The 16,415-nt window shown below is 46.5% G+C and carries 13 protein-coding genes; 10 read left to right on the top strand and 3 right to left on the bottom strand.

Annotated elements, in window-relative coordinates:
* Both BCT81_RS18960 and BCT81_RS18955 read right to left on the bottom strand, forming a co-directional pair.
* Positions 1–2,510 (bottom strand): PAS-domain containing protein (locus BCT81_RS18960; protein ID WP_102425467.1); only part of this gene is annotated, 2,510 nt, incomplete at its 3' end.
* Between the two features lie 131 nt (positions 2,511–2,641).
* Positions 2,642–3,823: a 3-phenylpropionate MFS transporter gene (locus tag BCT81_RS18955; protein ID WP_102425466.1), complete on the bottom strand. Its 1,182-nt coding sequence runs from the start codon at positions 3,821–3,823 to the stop codon at positions 2,642–2,644.
* Between the two features lie 232 nt (positions 3,824–4,055).
* Here BCT81_RS18955 and BCT81_RS18950 point away from each other — a divergent pair, with 232 nt between their 5' ends.
* The 9 genes from BCT81_RS18950 to fis all read left to right on the top strand — a co-directional run bounded on the left by BCT81_RS18950 (position 4,056) and on the right by fis (position 13,872).
* Complete coding sequence (locus BCT81_RS18950) at positions 4,056–5,888, top strand: DUF294 nucleotidyltransferase-like domain-containing protein (RefSeq protein WP_198596924.1); 1,833 nt, start codon at positions 4,056–4,058, stop codon at positions 5,886–5,888.
* An 11-nt stretch (positions 5,889–5,899) separates the two neighbouring features.
* On the top strand, positions 5,900–6,532 hold the full coding sequence (locus tag BCT81_RS18945) for a 3'-5' exonuclease (protein ID WP_102425464.1): 633 nt from the start codon (positions 5,900–5,902) through the stop codon (positions 6,530–6,532).
* 218 nt (positions 6,533–6,750) lie between these two features.
* Positions 6,751–8,700, top strand: a complete 1,950-nt coding sequence (gene acs / locus BCT81_RS18940) for an acetate--CoA ligase (protein ID WP_061033585.1) — start codon at positions 6,751–6,753, stop codon at positions 8,698–8,700.
* Positions 8,701–9,019: 319 nt separating this feature from the next.
* Positions 9,020–9,469 (top strand): type II 3-dehydroquinate dehydratase, encoded by a 450-nt coding sequence (gene aroQ, locus BCT81_RS18935; protein WP_102425463.1) that lies wholly within the window; start codon positions 9,020–9,022, stop codon positions 9,467–9,469.
* 72 nt (positions 9,470–9,541) lie between these two features.
* The gene (gene accB / locus BCT81_RS18930; protein WP_061033584.1) at positions 9,542–10,009 is read left to right on the top strand and encodes an acetyl-CoA carboxylase biotin carboxyl carrier protein; all 468 of its coding nucleotides are present in this window, start codon (positions 9,542–9,544) and stop codon (positions 10,007–10,009) included.
* 15 nt (positions 10,010–10,024) lie between these two features.
* Complete coding sequence (gene accC / locus BCT81_RS18925; protein ID WP_063525207.1) at positions 10,025–11,368, top strand: acetyl-CoA carboxylase biotin carboxylase subunit; 1,344 nt, start codon at positions 10,025–10,027, stop codon at positions 11,366–11,368.
* 188 nt (positions 11,369–11,556) lie between these two features.
* The gene (gene prmA, locus BCT81_RS18920) at positions 11,557–12,444 is read left to right on the top strand and encodes a 50S ribosomal protein L11 methyltransferase (RefSeq protein ID WP_063525206.1); all 888 of its coding nucleotides are present in this window, start codon (positions 11,557–11,559) and stop codon (positions 12,442–12,444) included.
* Positions 12,445–12,583: 139 nt separating this feature from the next.
* Positions 12,584–13,552 (top strand): tRNA dihydrouridine synthase DusB, encoded by a 969-nt coding sequence (dusB, locus tag BCT81_RS18915; protein WP_008219544.1) that lies wholly within the window; start codon positions 12,584–12,586, stop codon positions 13,550–13,552.
* 23 nt (positions 13,553–13,575) lie between these two features.
* Positions 13,576–13,872 carry a DNA-binding transcriptional regulator Fis gene (gene fis / locus BCT81_RS18910; protein ID WP_004729744.1) on the top strand — a complete coding sequence of 99 codons (297 nt, stop codon included), beginning with the start codon at positions 13,576–13,578 and terminating at the stop codon, positions 13,870–13,872.
* Between the two features lie 129 nt (positions 13,873–14,001).
* On the opposite strand, the gene zntR is transcribed toward fis, so the two are convergent.
* Positions 14,002–14,433 carry a Zn(2+)-responsive transcriptional regulator gene (zntR, locus tag BCT81_RS18905; protein ID WP_063525205.1) on the bottom strand — a complete coding sequence of 144 codons (432 nt, stop codon included), beginning with the start codon at positions 14,431–14,433 and terminating at the stop codon, positions 14,002–14,004.
* A 325-nt stretch (positions 14,434–14,758) separates the two neighbouring features.
* Here zntR and purH point away from each other — a divergent pair, with 325 nt between their 5' ends.
* Positions 14,759–16,369 carry a bifunctional phosphoribosylaminoimidazolecarboxamide formyltransferase/IMP cyclohydrolase gene (gene purH / locus BCT81_RS18895; protein ID WP_102425462.1) on the top strand — a complete coding sequence of 537 codons (1,611 nt, stop codon included), beginning with the start codon at positions 14,759–14,761 and terminating at the stop codon, positions 16,367–16,369.
* Positions 16,370–16,415 lie beyond the last annotated feature (46 nt).

Raw genomic sequence — 16,415 nt, 5'->3', positions numbered from 1 at the left:
GCCGCACCCAGTGCACTTTCAATATGGGATGAAAGCTGCTTCACCTCTTGCTCTTTTGCTACCTCCGAAAGTGACGAAGCAAACAAGCGCGCCGCATTCAGTGGCTGCATCAAATCGTGGCTTACTGCGGCCAAGAAACGACTCTTAGATTGCGATTCTTGATCAGAAATTTGTGTCGCCTTGACCAAGCGATGGTTCAGTTTTTCGAGTTCTTGAGTTCGTTCGTGCACTCTTGATTCCAAGCTTTCATTGGCGTCTTTTAGCGCCTGTTCTGCTTGTCTGAATACCGTGATATCGGTAAAACTCATCACAAAGCCGCCGCTCGGCATTGGATTACCTTGCACCTCAATCACGCGACCATCAGGACGAATGCGAGAAGAGGTGTGTCGTGTGCCTTGCTCCAAGTGATAAACACGGCGACGCACATGATCTTCAGGGTCACCCGGACCACACAACCCTTGCTGAGCATTGTGGCGAATCACATCGGAGATCGGCCTGCCCACTTGTATCAAACCAGCAGGGAATTCAAACAGTTCTAAGTAACGCTGATTCCATGCCACCAGCCTCATCTGTTTATCAACCACTGCAATACCTTGACCAATATGCTCAATCGCACCTTGTAGCAAGCCACGGCTGAAATCGTACAACTCAGAGGCTTCATCAACGATGGTTGCCACTTCTTCAAGCTGCATATTTCTGCCCTGCAGAGCAGAAGTGAGTACTAACTTAGCGGAGGAGGCTCCAAACACACCCGCCAGTACACGCTCAGCATGTCGAATCAAGCTTGCTGGCGCTTGTTGATTAGGAAGCAGCGGTTGACCGTGTTGCTGCCAGTAACTTTGGATAGCGCTTTTCGCTCGCTTTCGACCAACAAACCGCGACGCCAGCATCTCTAGTTCAGCCACGGTTACACGGCTTTGATAAAGGCTAATGTTCTCATTTTCAGGCAGCGGCGTACCAACAAATGCCGCCGATTGTAAGCGCTCACTTAGGCTTGGCCTGGTCGAAATAGAAACCACGGCATAACACAAAGTATTGAGCACAATACTCAGGACTATCCCCCAGTTTGAACTGCTAATATCCCAACTACTGAGTAACTCTGGTGGTGTGATGACCCACAGCAGCAAGTTACTTTGACTGTCGCCAGCCAACATACTGGTTTGACTCATCAAGGTAATGAGCCAAATCACCGAGCCAACCATTAAACCGACATAAACACCCTTGCGATTACCCGGGCGCCAGTACAAACCACCAATCAGTGCCGGAGCAAATTGAGCAATCGCCGCAAACGAAAGGAAGCCAATCGCAGACAAGGAATGAATGGTATCGAGCACCTGATAGAACAACCAAGCACCAAGTAGAAGCAATAAAATAAGCCCACGACGAATCACCAATAGCAACCCAGAGAAGTGGCGATGAGTCCTTTGGGTAAGTCGCATGCGGCGCAGCAATAGCGGCATCACTAAATCGTTCGACACCATGATCGCCAACGCGATGGTCGACACAATTACCATACCACTAGCAGCAGATGTACCACCAAGGAACGCAAGCAAGGCAATATGATTGGCGCCTTCAGCCATCGGCAGACTGATCACATACGTATCTGCAGGCATGCTCGGAAGCAGTCCTTGCCCAGCCCATGCAATTGGCAGAACGAACAGCCCCATCAAAATCAGATAAAGCGGAAATAACCAACGAGCGGTGTGCAGATCTTGAGGACGTTCATTCTCAACGACCATGGTATGGAACTGACGCGGTAAGCAGACAATCGCCAACATGGTCAAAACAGTATGGATAATTAAGGTCGGAATATTCGGCGATTCATAAGTGCTCGCCGCCACGTCGAGCAGGTCAATCTTGTCGCTGCTCATCGCCAAATACATGATAAATAGGCCAACAATCAAAAATGCCGCCAGCTTAACGATCGACTCAAACGCCACCGCCATCATCATGCCACGGTGGTGTTCCGTATTGTCTATGTGCCTTGTACCAAACAGCATGGTAAAAATGGCCAGCGCACCGACCACAAACCAAGAAACATGGTAATCCTGATAGCCAAAATCTTGAGCCAGACTCGGGGCAACGATATCCAACCCCATGGTGATACCACGTAGTTGTAAGGCGATATAAGGCAGAATACCGATCACTGCGATAACCGTCACCGCTACCGCTAAACCTTGAGATTTACCATAGCGAGCCGCAATGAAATCGGCAATTGAGGTAATATGTTCCCGCTTCGCGATCAGAATCAGTCGCGCTAAGATCCGCCACCCAAGGGTGAAGACCAAAATCGGTGCAAGATAGATGGGTAAGAAAGACCAAGGGTTATTGCTCGCCTGACCCACCGTTCCATAGAAGGTCCAAGAGGTACAATACACCGCAATAGAGAGGCTATAGATCCACGGTCGCCAACGCGATAGCCAACGAACCTGCCTGTCTCCATACCAAGCGATCAGAAATAACACGCCCAAGTAGGCTAAAGAGACTGGAATTACTACCCATCCTTGCATTGAAAACCCTTTCTTCATCCATAAAAAAACCTCTCCATAAGGGAGAGGTTTCATTTAACTAAGGATGAGTCATTAACTCAATCGCATCGCTTAAATTCTGTGCTTTAGACTCTAATAATCACGATTGGTTATCAGCTATGAACTTCTGACTCGGGTTGATTAACTTCAACCACAGAGCTTCTTTCATCAAGCTTGATAAACAGGGCAATTACACCCATCGCAGCCATTCCCCAGAAGATATTCGCGCCCCACAGTTCGTAGCCCCAGCCACTTAGGGTCGTCATTAATGCGATAAAGGCGCCAAGTGGTATCGCATTGTACAGAGCCTGCAATGCCACCATTTTGTTCGACTCTTGAGACTGAATGTATTGAATCGCAGCGATGTGTGCCATGGCGAATGTCACCCCGTGCAACAGCTGAGCCACTATCAATACTGGGATCGCAGTCGTTGATGCAGTGATACCCCAACGAGCCATGACCCCGATACCAGCAATCACAAACAGAGTGCGCAATGATAATCCAGCAAACAGTCGCTTACTCAGAGCAAATACTGCCACCTCAGCAACCACAGCCAAGCTCCACAGATAACCGATGATCGCCTCAGAGTGCCCCGCCTCTTTCCAGTAAATCGCACTAAAGCTGTAATACGCAGCGTGGCTTCCTTGAAGCAGTGCCATCAATGCAAGAAACTTAACTACCGATGATTCACGTAACAGTTGACCCAGTTTAGGTCTTTCAGCGACTTGCTCAGACTCTGTCACCGGCATCACGTTCGGGTTTCTCATCGCGAACAACAGAGAAACCAACACGCCTGCCAGTGCAGTATACAAAATCATATCCGTACCAAATTCAGCCACCAGATAACCAACCACGGTAGAACCCGCAATAAATGCCACTGAACCCCACAAGCGTGTACGTCCGTAGTCGAGCATCTTGAGACGGCTGTAATGGTTCGCCATTGCATCAGAAAGCGGAATAATCGGTCCATAGCAGAGGTTGAACATTACCGTTGCTAGCAGCATCAATAAAAAGCTACCACCAGTAAAGAAATGGAAACCAACAAATAGTAGCGCGACAAAACTGAGGCAACGCAATGCTGGCATTAAATGCTCAACTTTATAGATACGTGGTGTTATCACAAAGTTGGCAACACAACGCGTAGCCAAACCCACACCAATCAATACGCCAATGTCCCCCGCAGAAACGCCTTGGTCTTCAAACCACAGCGCCCAAAATGGCAGATAAACGCCATAGGCAAAAAAGAAACCAAGAAAATACTGGGATATCCAGCCATAAGGGGAAGGATTAAACATAGGCAACCTATAAAAATGTGCGGAACAAGGAAGCGCCAATTATGCCTAGGTCACAAAAGATGAAAAAGGGAATTATTGCGGGGATAGTATTCCCATATTCAATGAGTTCAGATATCGCATTTCAACAAGATATCTAAGCTCTCCAAGTCGCCACTCTCTCACTTAGACTAAAGTCGTCTGGAGCTTCGCTAGTAATTTGTCAGACTGAAAAGAGACTCCCATTTCTTTGCCATTGCTTATGCCTGATAAATTTAATATGCAGCACCCGCCTTTCGATAGCTTGTCTGAAACTGAACAGTTAACGCTACGCTCGGCTTTGGACGTGGTTTACTACCGAGCACACGAAGTGATATTGGAAGCAGGCCGCCCGAGTCGACACCTGCATATTCTGATTAAAGGTGCTGTTGAAGAGCGTTCCAGCAGCGATGGAGAGATCTATGCGCACTATGCCAATGACGATATTTTCGACGTGCGCAGCCAGTTCGAGCCTCATACCAAACATCAATATATCGCGCTGGAAGACACACTAAGTTACCTATTACCAAGCGACGTTTTTCTTGAGCTATACCACGCCAACGGCCAATTCGCCGCTTACTTTGATAGCAACCTATCAACCCGAAAAGCATTGATTGAAGCCGCTCAGCAACAGCAGAATCTTGCCGAGTTCATACTGACCAAAGTCGATGATTCGATTTATCATCCACCACTGATACTTGAACCCGACCAACCTATCAATCAAGTGACTCAAACCCTTAAAGAACAAGGCTTAGACTCGGCCTTGGTTCACTTGGAACATGATGATCCAAAAGCTTTTGGATCATCATGTTCTTTTCCGTATGGAATCGTCACGCGGACCAATTTATTGCACGCGGTGATGCTCGATGATCGCCCACTCGATATACCTGTCGGCGAGATAGCAACCTTCCCTGTTTTGCATGTTAATCATGGTGACTTCTTGTTTAACGCCATGATCACCATGACAAGGAATCGTGTAAAAAGGCTGATGGTGTGTGATGGACTCAATGCAGTCGGCATGGTCGATATGACGCAAATACTCAGTGCGTTTTCCACTCACTCGCATGTTCTTACTTTGCGTATTGCTCGAGCCACCAGCATTGAAGAATTGGCAATGGCTTCCAACAAGCAGCGTCAATTGGTCGAAAGCCTACTCAGTAATGGTATTCGTACACGTTTCATCATGGAGCTGATTTCTGCCGTCAATGAACAGATTATTGAAAAGGCATTTGAACTGGTGATTCCCCCTGCGCTACACAATCATTGCTGCCTCATCGTGCTGGGTTCAGAGGGGCGCGGAGAACAGATACTCAAAACCGATCAAGACAATGCGCTGATCATTCAAGACGGATTAGAGTGGCATCAATGCCAAAATGCGATGAATGATCTCACTCATACGTTGCAACAATTAGGTTATCCACTGTGTCCTGGCAACGTCATGGTCAACAACCCGAAGTGGGTTCACTCTGAACAAGAGTGGAAACAGACTCTGACGAGTTGGGTAAAAAAGGCAACGCCAGATACGGTGATGGATATTGCCATTATGGCCGATGCACATGCTGTTGCGGGCAATAGAGACCTGTTACTCCCTGTTAAGCAGCACTTGAGTGATTTAATGCTCGGACAAGAGCTAGTTCTGACCGAATTCTGCCGCCCTGCATTGAACTTCTCAGTGCCCCTCACTCTGTTTGGCAACGTGAAACAATCCAAGTCGGGGCTAGACATCAAACAAGGCGGTATTTTCCCAATCGTCCACGGTGTAAGAGCACTGAGCCTTGAACACGGCGTGACGGCAAATAATACCTTCGAACGCATTGAACAACTGGTGAACAAGAAAGTGTTGGAGCAAAGCACCGCAGACAACCTCAGGGAAGCTCTCAAACAGTTCTTCAAGTGGCGCTTAGCACAACGCCTGTCACAACAGCACAGCAGTAACAAAATCGACGTCAAACTGATGGAGAGAGCGGATAGAGATCTGCTTCGTCATAGCCTACACGTGGTCAAGAAGTTTAAACAATGGCTTGGATACCACTATCAGATAAGAGACTAGGCGCTTTAACGATGAATAGACTGGTTCGCTATTATTGGCATTACAAGCTCAAAGGCTCTCCGCATCAGCCTCTGTTTACTGCGCCTGTTCATCAAGAATATGTCTCACTCGATTGCGAAACCACCAGCCTCGACCCTAATCAGGCTGAACTGGTGACCATTGCCGCGACCAAGATCATCGGTAACCGCATCATCACCAGTAAGCCCTTCGAAGTTAGATTACGAGCCCCTCAATCGCTCGACTGCAATTCAATAAAAATCCACCGCATCCGCCATCAAGACCTCAAACACGGAATCGAAGAGAAACAAGCCCTAATTGAACTGCTAAGCTTCATTGGTAATCGTCCTTTAGTCGGCTATCACATCCGCTATGACAAAAAAATTCTCGACCGCGCCTGTTTAAAACAACTCGGATTTCCGCTGCCTAACCGATTAATCGAAGTGAGCCAACTCTATCAAGACAAACTCGAAAGACAGCTGCCCAATGCCTATTTCGACCTCAGCATGGATGCAATTTGTCGCCAGCTCGACTTACCAATTCCAGTCAATAAACATGATGCATTACAAGATGCTATCTCTGCTGCGCTGATCTTTGTCCGCCTGAAACATGGTGATCTGCCCCGCTTCAACTCTTCGTACACCTAATTCAACCCTTGCAGCTCGACATAGAGAGCAACATCTCAAAAATGAACTTAACTCGCTAGTTTGTAAGTGAAAAGCGGCGTCTCATCCTAAAGTCTAATTGTGGAAATCGCCGTCCTAGCCGAGAGTGATAACACAAAGACGGTTCTGTAATAGACCTAGAAACTGAACACAAAGGAAGTTGCCAGTTCATTAGGAATGTAGGCACAAGGAGAGATGCAATGAGTGAAGCCCACGTTTATCCGGTAAAAGAAAATATTAAATCAACCACACACGCGGATAATGACACTTACCTAGCCATGTACCAACAATCTGTTTCTGACCCAGAAGGCTTTTGGGGTGAACACGGAAAAATCGTGGATTGGATTAAACCTTTCACACAAGTAAAAAATACCTCTTTCGACCCAGGCCACATCGATATTCGCTGGTTTGAAGATGGCACATTGAATGTGTCGGCGAACTGTATTGACCGCCACCTTGCTGAGCGCGGTGATGAAGTCGCCATCATCTGGGAAGGCGATGACCCTGCAGATGATAAAACCCTAACTTTTAATGAACTGCACAAAGAAGTATGTCTGTTCTCTAACGCTCTAAAAGAGCAAGGCGTACGTAAAGGCGATGTGGTTTGTTTATACATGCCTATGGTTCCTGAAGCTGCAGTTGCTATGCTGGCGTGTACTCGTATTGGTGCGGTTCATACCGTGGTATTTGGTGGTTTCTCACCAGAGGCACTGTCAGGTCGTATTATCGATTCGAATGCTAAAGTCGTGATCACAGCCGATGAAGGCGTGCGTGGCGGCCGAGCTGTTCCTCTTAAGAAAAACGTCGACGAAGCACTGACCAACCCAGAAGTGAAAACCATCGAAAAAGTGATGGTGCTTAAGCGTACTGGCGGTGAGGTTGCATGGCATGAGCACCGTGATATTTGGTGGCATGAGGCGACAGCAAACGTGTCAGCAGACTGCCCACCAGAAGAGATGAATGCGGAAGACCCACTATTCATCCTTTATACATCAGGCTCAACAGGCAAACCGAAAGGTGTAATGCACACTACCGGTGGTTACCTTGTTTACGCAGCGATGACCTTTAAATACGTATTTGATTACCAAGAAGGCGAAACCTTCTGGTGTACTGCAGATGTGGGTTGGATTACTGGCCACACATACCTTGTATACGGACCACTGGCTAACGGCGCTAAGACAATCCTGTTTGAAGGTGTACCAAACTACCCGAACACAAGTCGAATGAGTGAAGTGGTGGATAAGCACCAAGTCAACATTCTTTACACTGCACCAACGGCTATTCGTGCATTGATGGCGAAAGGCAATGAAGCGGTTGAAGGCACCTCTCGTGACAGTTTGAGAATCATGGGCTCAGTAGGTGAACCCATTAACCCAGAAGCGTGGGAGTGGTACTACAAAACGATTGGTAACGAGCAGTCTCCTATTGTTGATACATGGTGGCAAACCGAAACGGGCGGTATCCTAATTGCCCCACTACCAGGCGCTACCGACCTAAAACCGGGTTCAGCGACTCGTCCATTCTTCGGTGTACAACCTGCGCTAGTAGATAACATGGGTAATATCATTGAAGGCGCAACCGACGGCAACCTAGTCATTCTAGACTCGTGGCCAGGTCAAATGCGTACTGTTCATGGCGATCATGACCGCTTCGAACAGACTTACTTCTCTACGTTTAAAGGCATGTACTTCACCAGTGATGGCGCTCGTCGTGATGAAGACGGCTACTACTGGATTACTGGTCGTGTTGATGACGTGCTGAACGTATCTGGTCACCGTATGGGTACTGCAGAGATTGAGTCAGCGCTCGTTGCATTCGATAAGATTGCAGAGGCTGCGATTGTCGGTATTCCTCACGACATCAAAGGCCAAGCGATTTACGCTTACATCACGCTTAATGATGGTGAGTTCCCAACCGCAGAGCTTCATAAAGAAGTGAAAGACTGGGTGCGTAAAGAGATAGGCCCTATTGCGACACCAGACGTGCTGCACTGGACCGATTCATTACCGAAAACCCGTTCAGGTAAGATCATGCGTCGTATCCTGCGTAAGATCGCAACGGGCGATACTGGCAACCTTGGTGATACTTCAACGCTAGCAGACCCAAGTGTGGTTGATAAGCTGATTGCAGAGAAAGCTGAATTGGCATAATAGCTGTCACACCAGAATCACTGTTTAAAACAGATCATTTCCAAACCGTCACCTATGTGGCGGTTTTTTTATGACTGATCTTGCTCTCAAATATCCACACCAAAATTAAGGTAATAACGCTTTTTTGTTAAGTTGGTAACAATTTCACTTGCTATCAATAGGAGATTAGACCAGTAAATTGCTGCGATTTGCGCTGAATTAGCTATAATCTGGTTCTAATTTTTAAATTTGGGTTTTTCTCACTGGAAATTAACCCCAAATTTTCAATAAAATGGCAACATTCAAGGTCGTAATCACGATAAAGGAAGATAGCCCCACGATGTCTACAAAGTTTCGCATTCTAGTTTTAAATGGCCCAAACCTTAACCTGTTAGGCCTAAGAGAACCGGCACACTACGGCTCTCAAACACTTGAGCAGATTATTAGCTCACTAACAGAGCAAGCGAAAACACAAGATGTTGCGCTATCTCACTTACAGTCAAATCGTGAGTATGAACTGATCGAAGCTATCCATAATGCATATCAAGATATTGATTTCATTATCATCAACCCAGCGGCCTTTACACATACCAGTGTGGCGTTGCGTGATGCACTACTTGGCGTAGCGATCCCATTTATTGAAGTGCACCTATCGAATGTTCATGCACGTGAACCTTTTAGGCACCACTCTTACCTCTCAGATAAAGCCGAAGGGGTAATCTGTGGCTTAGGCGCACAAGGCTACCAATTTGCTTTGACTGCTGCGATTCACAAGTTGCAGTCAAAATAACGAACATAACCGAACTAATAGACACCAGCTCTAGTCATAGAGCATAGTTAATTAACAAAAGAGAAAGAAACGATGGATATTCGCAAAATCAAAAAGCTAATCGAATTGGTTGAAGAGTCTGGTATCGCAGAACTAGAAATCTCTGAAGGTGAAGAGTCAGTACGCATCAGCCGCAACGGCACTGCACCTGTAGCAGCACCAATTCAATACGCAGCAGCTCCGGCTCCAGCAGCGGCACCAGCTCCTGCAGCAGCTCCAGCTCAAGCGGCAGCTCCAGAAGCAGCAGAAGCTCCAGCAGCACCTGCAGGTCACCAAGTTCTTTCTCCAATGGTTGGTACGTTCTACGGCGCACCAAGCCCAGACGCAAAACCATTCGTAAAAGTTGGTCAACAAGTTAACGCTGGCGACACACTATGTATCGTTGAAGCAATGAAGATGATGAACCAAATCGAAGCTGATAAGTCTGGTGTTGTAACTGCAATCCTTGTTGAAGACGGCCAACCAGTTGAGTTCGACCAAGCTCTAGTAATTATCGAATAATAGAGAAGCCTCATTATGTTAGATAAATTAGTAATCGCGAACCGTGGTGAGATTGCACTACGTATTCTGCGAGCATGTAAAGAGCTAGGCATTAAAACGGTTGCTGTTCACTCAACAGCTGACCGTGACCTTAAGCACGTACTGCTAGCAGACGAAACCATTTGTATCGGCCCTGCTCGTGGTATCGATAGCTACCTAAACATCCCTCGTATCATCAGTGCAGCTGAAGTTACAGGCGCTGTTGCTATCCACCCTGGCTACGGCTTCCTATCTGAAAACGCAGACTTCGCTGAACAAGTTGAACAAAGCGGTTTCATTTTCGTTGGTCCTAAAGCAGAAACTATCCGCATCATGGGTGACAAAGTTTCAGCAATCACGGCAATGAAGAAAGCAGGTGTACCTTGTGTACCTGGTTCTGACGGCCCGCTAAACGACGACGAAGCAGCAAACAAAGCACATGCTAAGCGCATTGGCTACCCAGTGATCATCAAAGCGTCTGGCGGCGGCGGTGGTCGTGGTATGCGTGTTGTTCGCACTGAAGGTGAACTAACAGAAGCAATCGCAATGACACGTGCTGAAGCAAAAGCATGTTTCAACAACGACATGGTTTACATGGAGAAATTCCTAGAAAACCCACGTCACGTTGAAGTACAAGTAATTGCTGACGGTCAAGGCGGTGCTATCCACCTTGGTGAGCGTGACTGTTCAATGCAGCGTCGTCACCAGAAAGTTGTTGAAGAAGCACCAGCTCCAGGTATCACTGAAGAGATGCGTAAATACATCGGTGAACGTTGTACTCGTGCATGTCTAGAAATCGGCTACCGCGGTGCAGGTACATTTGAATTCCTATACGAAAATGGCGAATTCTACTTCATCGAAATGAACACTCGTATTCAAGTAGAGCACCCAGTAACAGAGATGGTAACTGGCGTTGACCTAATCAAAGAGCAACTTCGTGTTGCTGCTGGTCAACCTCTATCTTTCACGCAAGACGATATCAAGATCAAAGGTCACGCGATCGAATGTCGTATCAACGCGGAAGATCCAGAGAAGTTCCTACCTTCACCAGGTAAGATTGAGCGCTTCCACGCTCCTGGTGGTATGGGCGTTCGTTGGGACTCTCACATCTACACTGGCTACACAGTTCCACCACACTACGATTCAATGATCGGTAAGCTAATCACTTACGGTGAGAACCGTGACGTTGCGATTTCTCGTATGAAGAACGCACTAGGTGAAATGATTGTAGAAGGCATCAAAGTAAACATCTCTCTACAAGAGTCGATTATGAACGACGAAAACTTCCAACACGGTGGTGCAAACATCCACTACCTTGAGAAGAAACTTGGTCTTCAATAGAAACTAGCCTCGTGTAATTTGTTCTTAAATGGACAAAATAAAATGCTCACTTTGGTGGGCATTTTTGTTTTTAAGCGTCCAAAAAACGCAATCAATATTCCCCATTATATTCCTTGGGGTTTTGGTGAATTTGCTCATATTTTCTGCTAGACTCGCCATCCAATTTTTCTCATATAGAAGATTCAGCCATGCCTTGGATTCAAATCAAGCTTAATGCTACCAATGAAAATGCCGAACAAATTGGCGACATGTTAATGGAAGAGACTGGTGCTCTTTCTGTAACTTTCCTGGATGCACAAGATACCCCTGTATTTGAGCCTCTGCCGGGTGAAACTCGCCTTTGGGGTGACACTGACATTCTTGCGCTTTACGACGCTGAGATTGATACAGGTGTCGTTCTAGCGCAGATTAAAGCAAGCAACATGTTCCCTGCAGACTTTGCTCATAAAGTTGAGCAAATTGAAGACAAGGATTGGGAACGTGAATGGATGGACAACTTCCACCCAATGAAGTTTGGTGAGCGTTTATGGATCTGCCCAAGCTGGCGCGATATCCCTGAACCTGACGCGGTAAACGTAATGCTAGACCCTGGCCTTGCATTCGGTACTGGTACTCACCCAACAACAGCATTGTGTCTTGAGTGGCTTGAAGGATTAGATCTTACAGGCAAAACCGTAATCGACTTCGGTTGTGGCTCAGGCATCCTAGCGATCGCAGCGATCAAACTAGGCGCAGCAAAAGTTATCGGGATCGACATTGATCCTCAAGCACTACTTGCATCAAAAGACAACGCAGAGCGCAATGGCGTTGCTGAGCAACTTGAGGTGTTCTTGCCACAAGATCAGCCTGAAGGTTTACTAGCAGACGTTGTTGTTGCCAACATTCTTGCCGGTCCACTGCGCGATCTTTCAGGCATCATCAAAGGCCTAGTTAAGCCAAATGGTGTGCTTGCGATGTCGGGTGTTTTAGATACACAAGCGGAAGATGTTGCGACTTATTATCGTGATGAGCTTCACATTGATCCGATTATCGAGCAGCAAGAGTGGTGTCGAATCTCTGGTCGCAAGCAAGGCTAGACAAGACTTTGGGCGCTAATTGATTGAATTTTATGCAAATTACAAAAACAAATTGTAAATGCTCAAATATTAGTCTTTTCACGCAGCGAAAAAATGCGTAAAATGCGCGCCCTTGCTGGTACAGAACTGTGATGACGTTTTGAAAATCGGAAATTATCAACTTAAGAACAATCTAATCGTCGCTCCAATGGCTGGCGTAACGGATAGACCATTCCGTGAGTTGTGTCTTCGCTACGGTGCGGGGATGGCAGTCAGTGAAATGATGTCCTCCAATCCCAAGGTTTGGAAAACGTCGAAGTCTCAGCAGCGTATGGTACATGAAGGCGAATCGGGCATTCGTTCAGTACAAATCGCTGGTGCAGATCCACAGCTTATGGCCGAGGCTGCGCAATTCAATGTCGATAACGGTGCGCAAATCATCGATATCAACATGGGTTGTCCAGCCAAAAAAGTGAATAAGAAGCTTGCGGGCTCTGCCCTACTTCAGTATCCAGACCTCATTGAAGAGATCTTGAAAGCTGTAGTAAACGCAGTCGACGTTCCAGTAACGTTAAAGACTCGTACAGGCTGGGATACAGATAACAGAAACTGTGTCCAAATCGCTAAAATAGCCGAAGACTGCGGCATACAGGCACTTGCCCTTCACGGGAGAACTCGCGCTTGTATGTACAAAGGTGAGGCAGAATACAAACACATTAAAGCGGCGAAACAAGCTGTATCTATTCCGGTTATTGCTAACGGTGATATCGATAGCCCGGAAAAAGCGAAGTTTGTGCTGGAGTACACCGGCGCTGACGCTTTAATGATTGGTCGTCCTGCCCAAGGTCGTCCATGGATTTTTAACGAAATCCTACACTATTTGGAAAACGGCACCACGATGGACCCACTCCCGGTTTCGGAAGTGAAAGACATCATGCTTGGCCATGTTCACGCTCTACATGAATTTTATGGAGAGTTTTTAGGCCCTCGCATCGCTCGTAAGCATGTGGGTTGGTACCTAAAAGAACATGAACAAGCGAGTGAGTTTCGCCGTACCTTCAACGCACTCGAAGCAGGTGATCTGCAGCTTGAGGCGTTAGAAGGTTATTTTGATAACGTTGCACCATAATTACGAGAAGAGCTAGACCGAATATGTTCGAACAAAATCTGACTTCAGAAGCATTGACAGTGACTACAGTAACATCACAAGACCAAATCACGCAGAAACCACTACGTGATTCAGTGAAAGCATCATTGAAAAACTACCTTGCTCAATTAAACGGTCAAGAAGTCAGCGAGTTATACGAACTAGTATTAGCTGAAGTTGAACAGCCACTACTAGACACCATCATGCAGTACACTCGCGGTAACCAAACTCGCGCAGCAACTATGATGGGTATCAACCGCGGTACTCTTCGCAAGAAACTTAAAAAATACGGCATGAACTAATCGTTCTTTCGTAATTAATTGAATTGAAAGCCAAGCTCATTGATTGAGTTTGGCTTTTTTTTGGCTTGTAGATTGGAGAACGAAGAAATGGGGAATGAGGGATAGGCTTCCCTTTAAACAGAGAGCCTATCAGCTACAACAACGTCCTTTTTCAACATTTTCTGAATCTAGTGCAGCCAGAATCGAACAATGGCTAGCGTTGTCATCTATGTGGCCACAACACGCATCGTTAATCTTTTTAAGCGCAGTGCGAATCTTGGTTAACTCAGTAATCTTCTCATCAATCATCTCCAACTTGGCGGTAGTGATGGACTTCACTTCGGCACAGCTATGTTGCGTCGCTTCCAAGCGAATCTCGAGCAATTCTTTAATCTCATCTAAACTCAGCCCCAACTCTTTAGATTTGAGAATAAAGGTCACCTGTTTTTGGTTATTTTCATCATATAGGCGATAACCCGATTCACTACGGCTCGCAGGAGCAATCAAATTATTTTTTTCATAAAAGCGTAAGGTATCGGCTGTCACACCGCATCGTTTCGCTAATTCACCGATCTGAAACATGTTTTTCCCTAATCCTTCGTCCATTTCACAATTAACCTTATCGTTACTTTTTAGGCTGAAATGGCACTTTTCATAATTATTTTTGAGATGCCAAACGATTGCGCGAGCTTTTTTGTAATAAATTAGTTAGAATCTGCGCCATCAAATTTGGAGTTGGTTATCTTATAGCTTAATCGTAAGACTAACCTCAAAGGTCTTTACCAAAACTGACCAATATTTTATCTCTTACTGGAATCTAGAATAATCCACGCTGAGAAGATAGAAACAAGTTCTTTTTTGGCAAATATCTTTATTTTAACCCCATGAATTTGAGGAAGATGGAAGCATGAATAACGCTCGTCCAATTCGCCGCGCTCTAATCAGCGTATCAGACAAAACTGGTATCGTTGAATTTGCACAAGCTCTTGCTAACCGTGGTGTAGATATCCTATCTACCGGTGGCACTGCTCGCCTGCTTGCTGAAAAAGGCATCTCTGTTACAGAAGTATCTGACTACACTGGTTTCCCAGAAATGATGGACGGCCGTGTTAAGACTCTGCATCCAAAAGTTCATGGTGGTGTTCTAGGCCGTCGCGGCCAAGACGATGACGTGATGGAAACTCACGGCATCAATCCTATCGATATGGTTGTTGTCAACCTATACCCATTCGCAGAAACCGTAGCTAAAGAAGGCTGTACGCTTGCTGACGCAGTTGAGAACATCGATATCGGTGGTCCAACAATGGTTCGCTCTGCAGCGAAAAACCACAAAGACGTAACTATCGTTGTTAACGCTCACGACTACGACCGCGTTATCGCTGAAATGGACGCAAACGAGAAGTCTTTAACACTAGAAACTCGTTTCGACCTAGCTATCGCAGCATTCGAACACACAGCTTCTTACGACGGCATGATCGCAAACTACTTCGGCACTATGGTTCCTAGCTACGGCGCCTCTTTACTTGATGAAGAAGGTAAGAAGGCTGACGAAGAGAGCAAATTCCCTCGCACGTTCAACCAACAGTTCGAGAAAAAACAAGACATGCGCTACGGTGAGAACAGCCACCAAGCAGCAGCATTCTACGTTGAAGCAAACCCTGAAGAAGCGTCTGTTTCTACTGCTCGTCAAATCCAAGGTAAAGCCCTTTCTTACAACAACATCGCTGACACAGATGCAGCACTTGAGTGTGTGAAAGAGTTCGACGAGCCAGCATGTGTGATTGTTAAGCACGCTAACCCATGTGGTGTAGCACTAGGTGAAAATATCCTAGAAGCTTACGACCGTGCGTTCAAAACAGACCCAACGTCTGCATTTGGCGGCATCATCGCATTTAACCGCGAACTAGACGCAGCAACAGCAACGGCTATCACTGAGCGCCAATTCGTTGAAGTTATCATTGCTCCTTCTGTTTCTGCTGAAGCAGTAGAAATCGTAGCGGCTAAGAAAAACCTTCGCCTACTTGAGTGTGGTGAGTGGACAACTAAGACAACTGGCTTTGACGTGAAGCGCGTTAACGGCGGCCTACTGGTTCAAGACCGCGACCAAGGCATGGTGTCTGAAGATGACCTGAAAGTAGTTTCTAAGCGTCAACCAACCGCTGAAGAGCTAAAAGATGCCCTATTCTGCTGGAAAGTAGCGAAGTACGTGAAATCTAACGCGATCGTTTACTCGAAAGGTGACATGACTATCGGTGTAGGCGCTGGCCAAATGAGCCGCGTTTACTCTGCTAAAATCGCAGGCATCAAAGCTGCAGACGAAGGTCTACAGGTTGAAGGTTGTGTAATGGCATCAGATGCATTCTTCCCATTCCGTGACGGTATCGACGCGGCAGCAGAAGCGGGCATCAAGTGTGTTATCCAACCGGGTGGCTCTATGCGTGATGACGAAGTTATCGCAGCAGCAGATGAACACGGCATGGCGATGATCTTTACGGGCATGCGTCACTTCCGCCACTAATTTTCTCTTCGTATTTGGCACTGTGGCGTCGTTAGCTGCTTTCGCC

The sequence above is a fragment of the Vibrio sp. 10N.261.52.A1 genome, from assembly GCF_002876325.1.
Classification (GTDB): Bacteria; Pseudomonadota; Gammaproteobacteria; order Enterobacterales; family Vibrionaceae; genus Vibrio; species Vibrio chagasii.
This window is presented reverse-complemented; position numbering and strand designations above follow the sequence as displayed.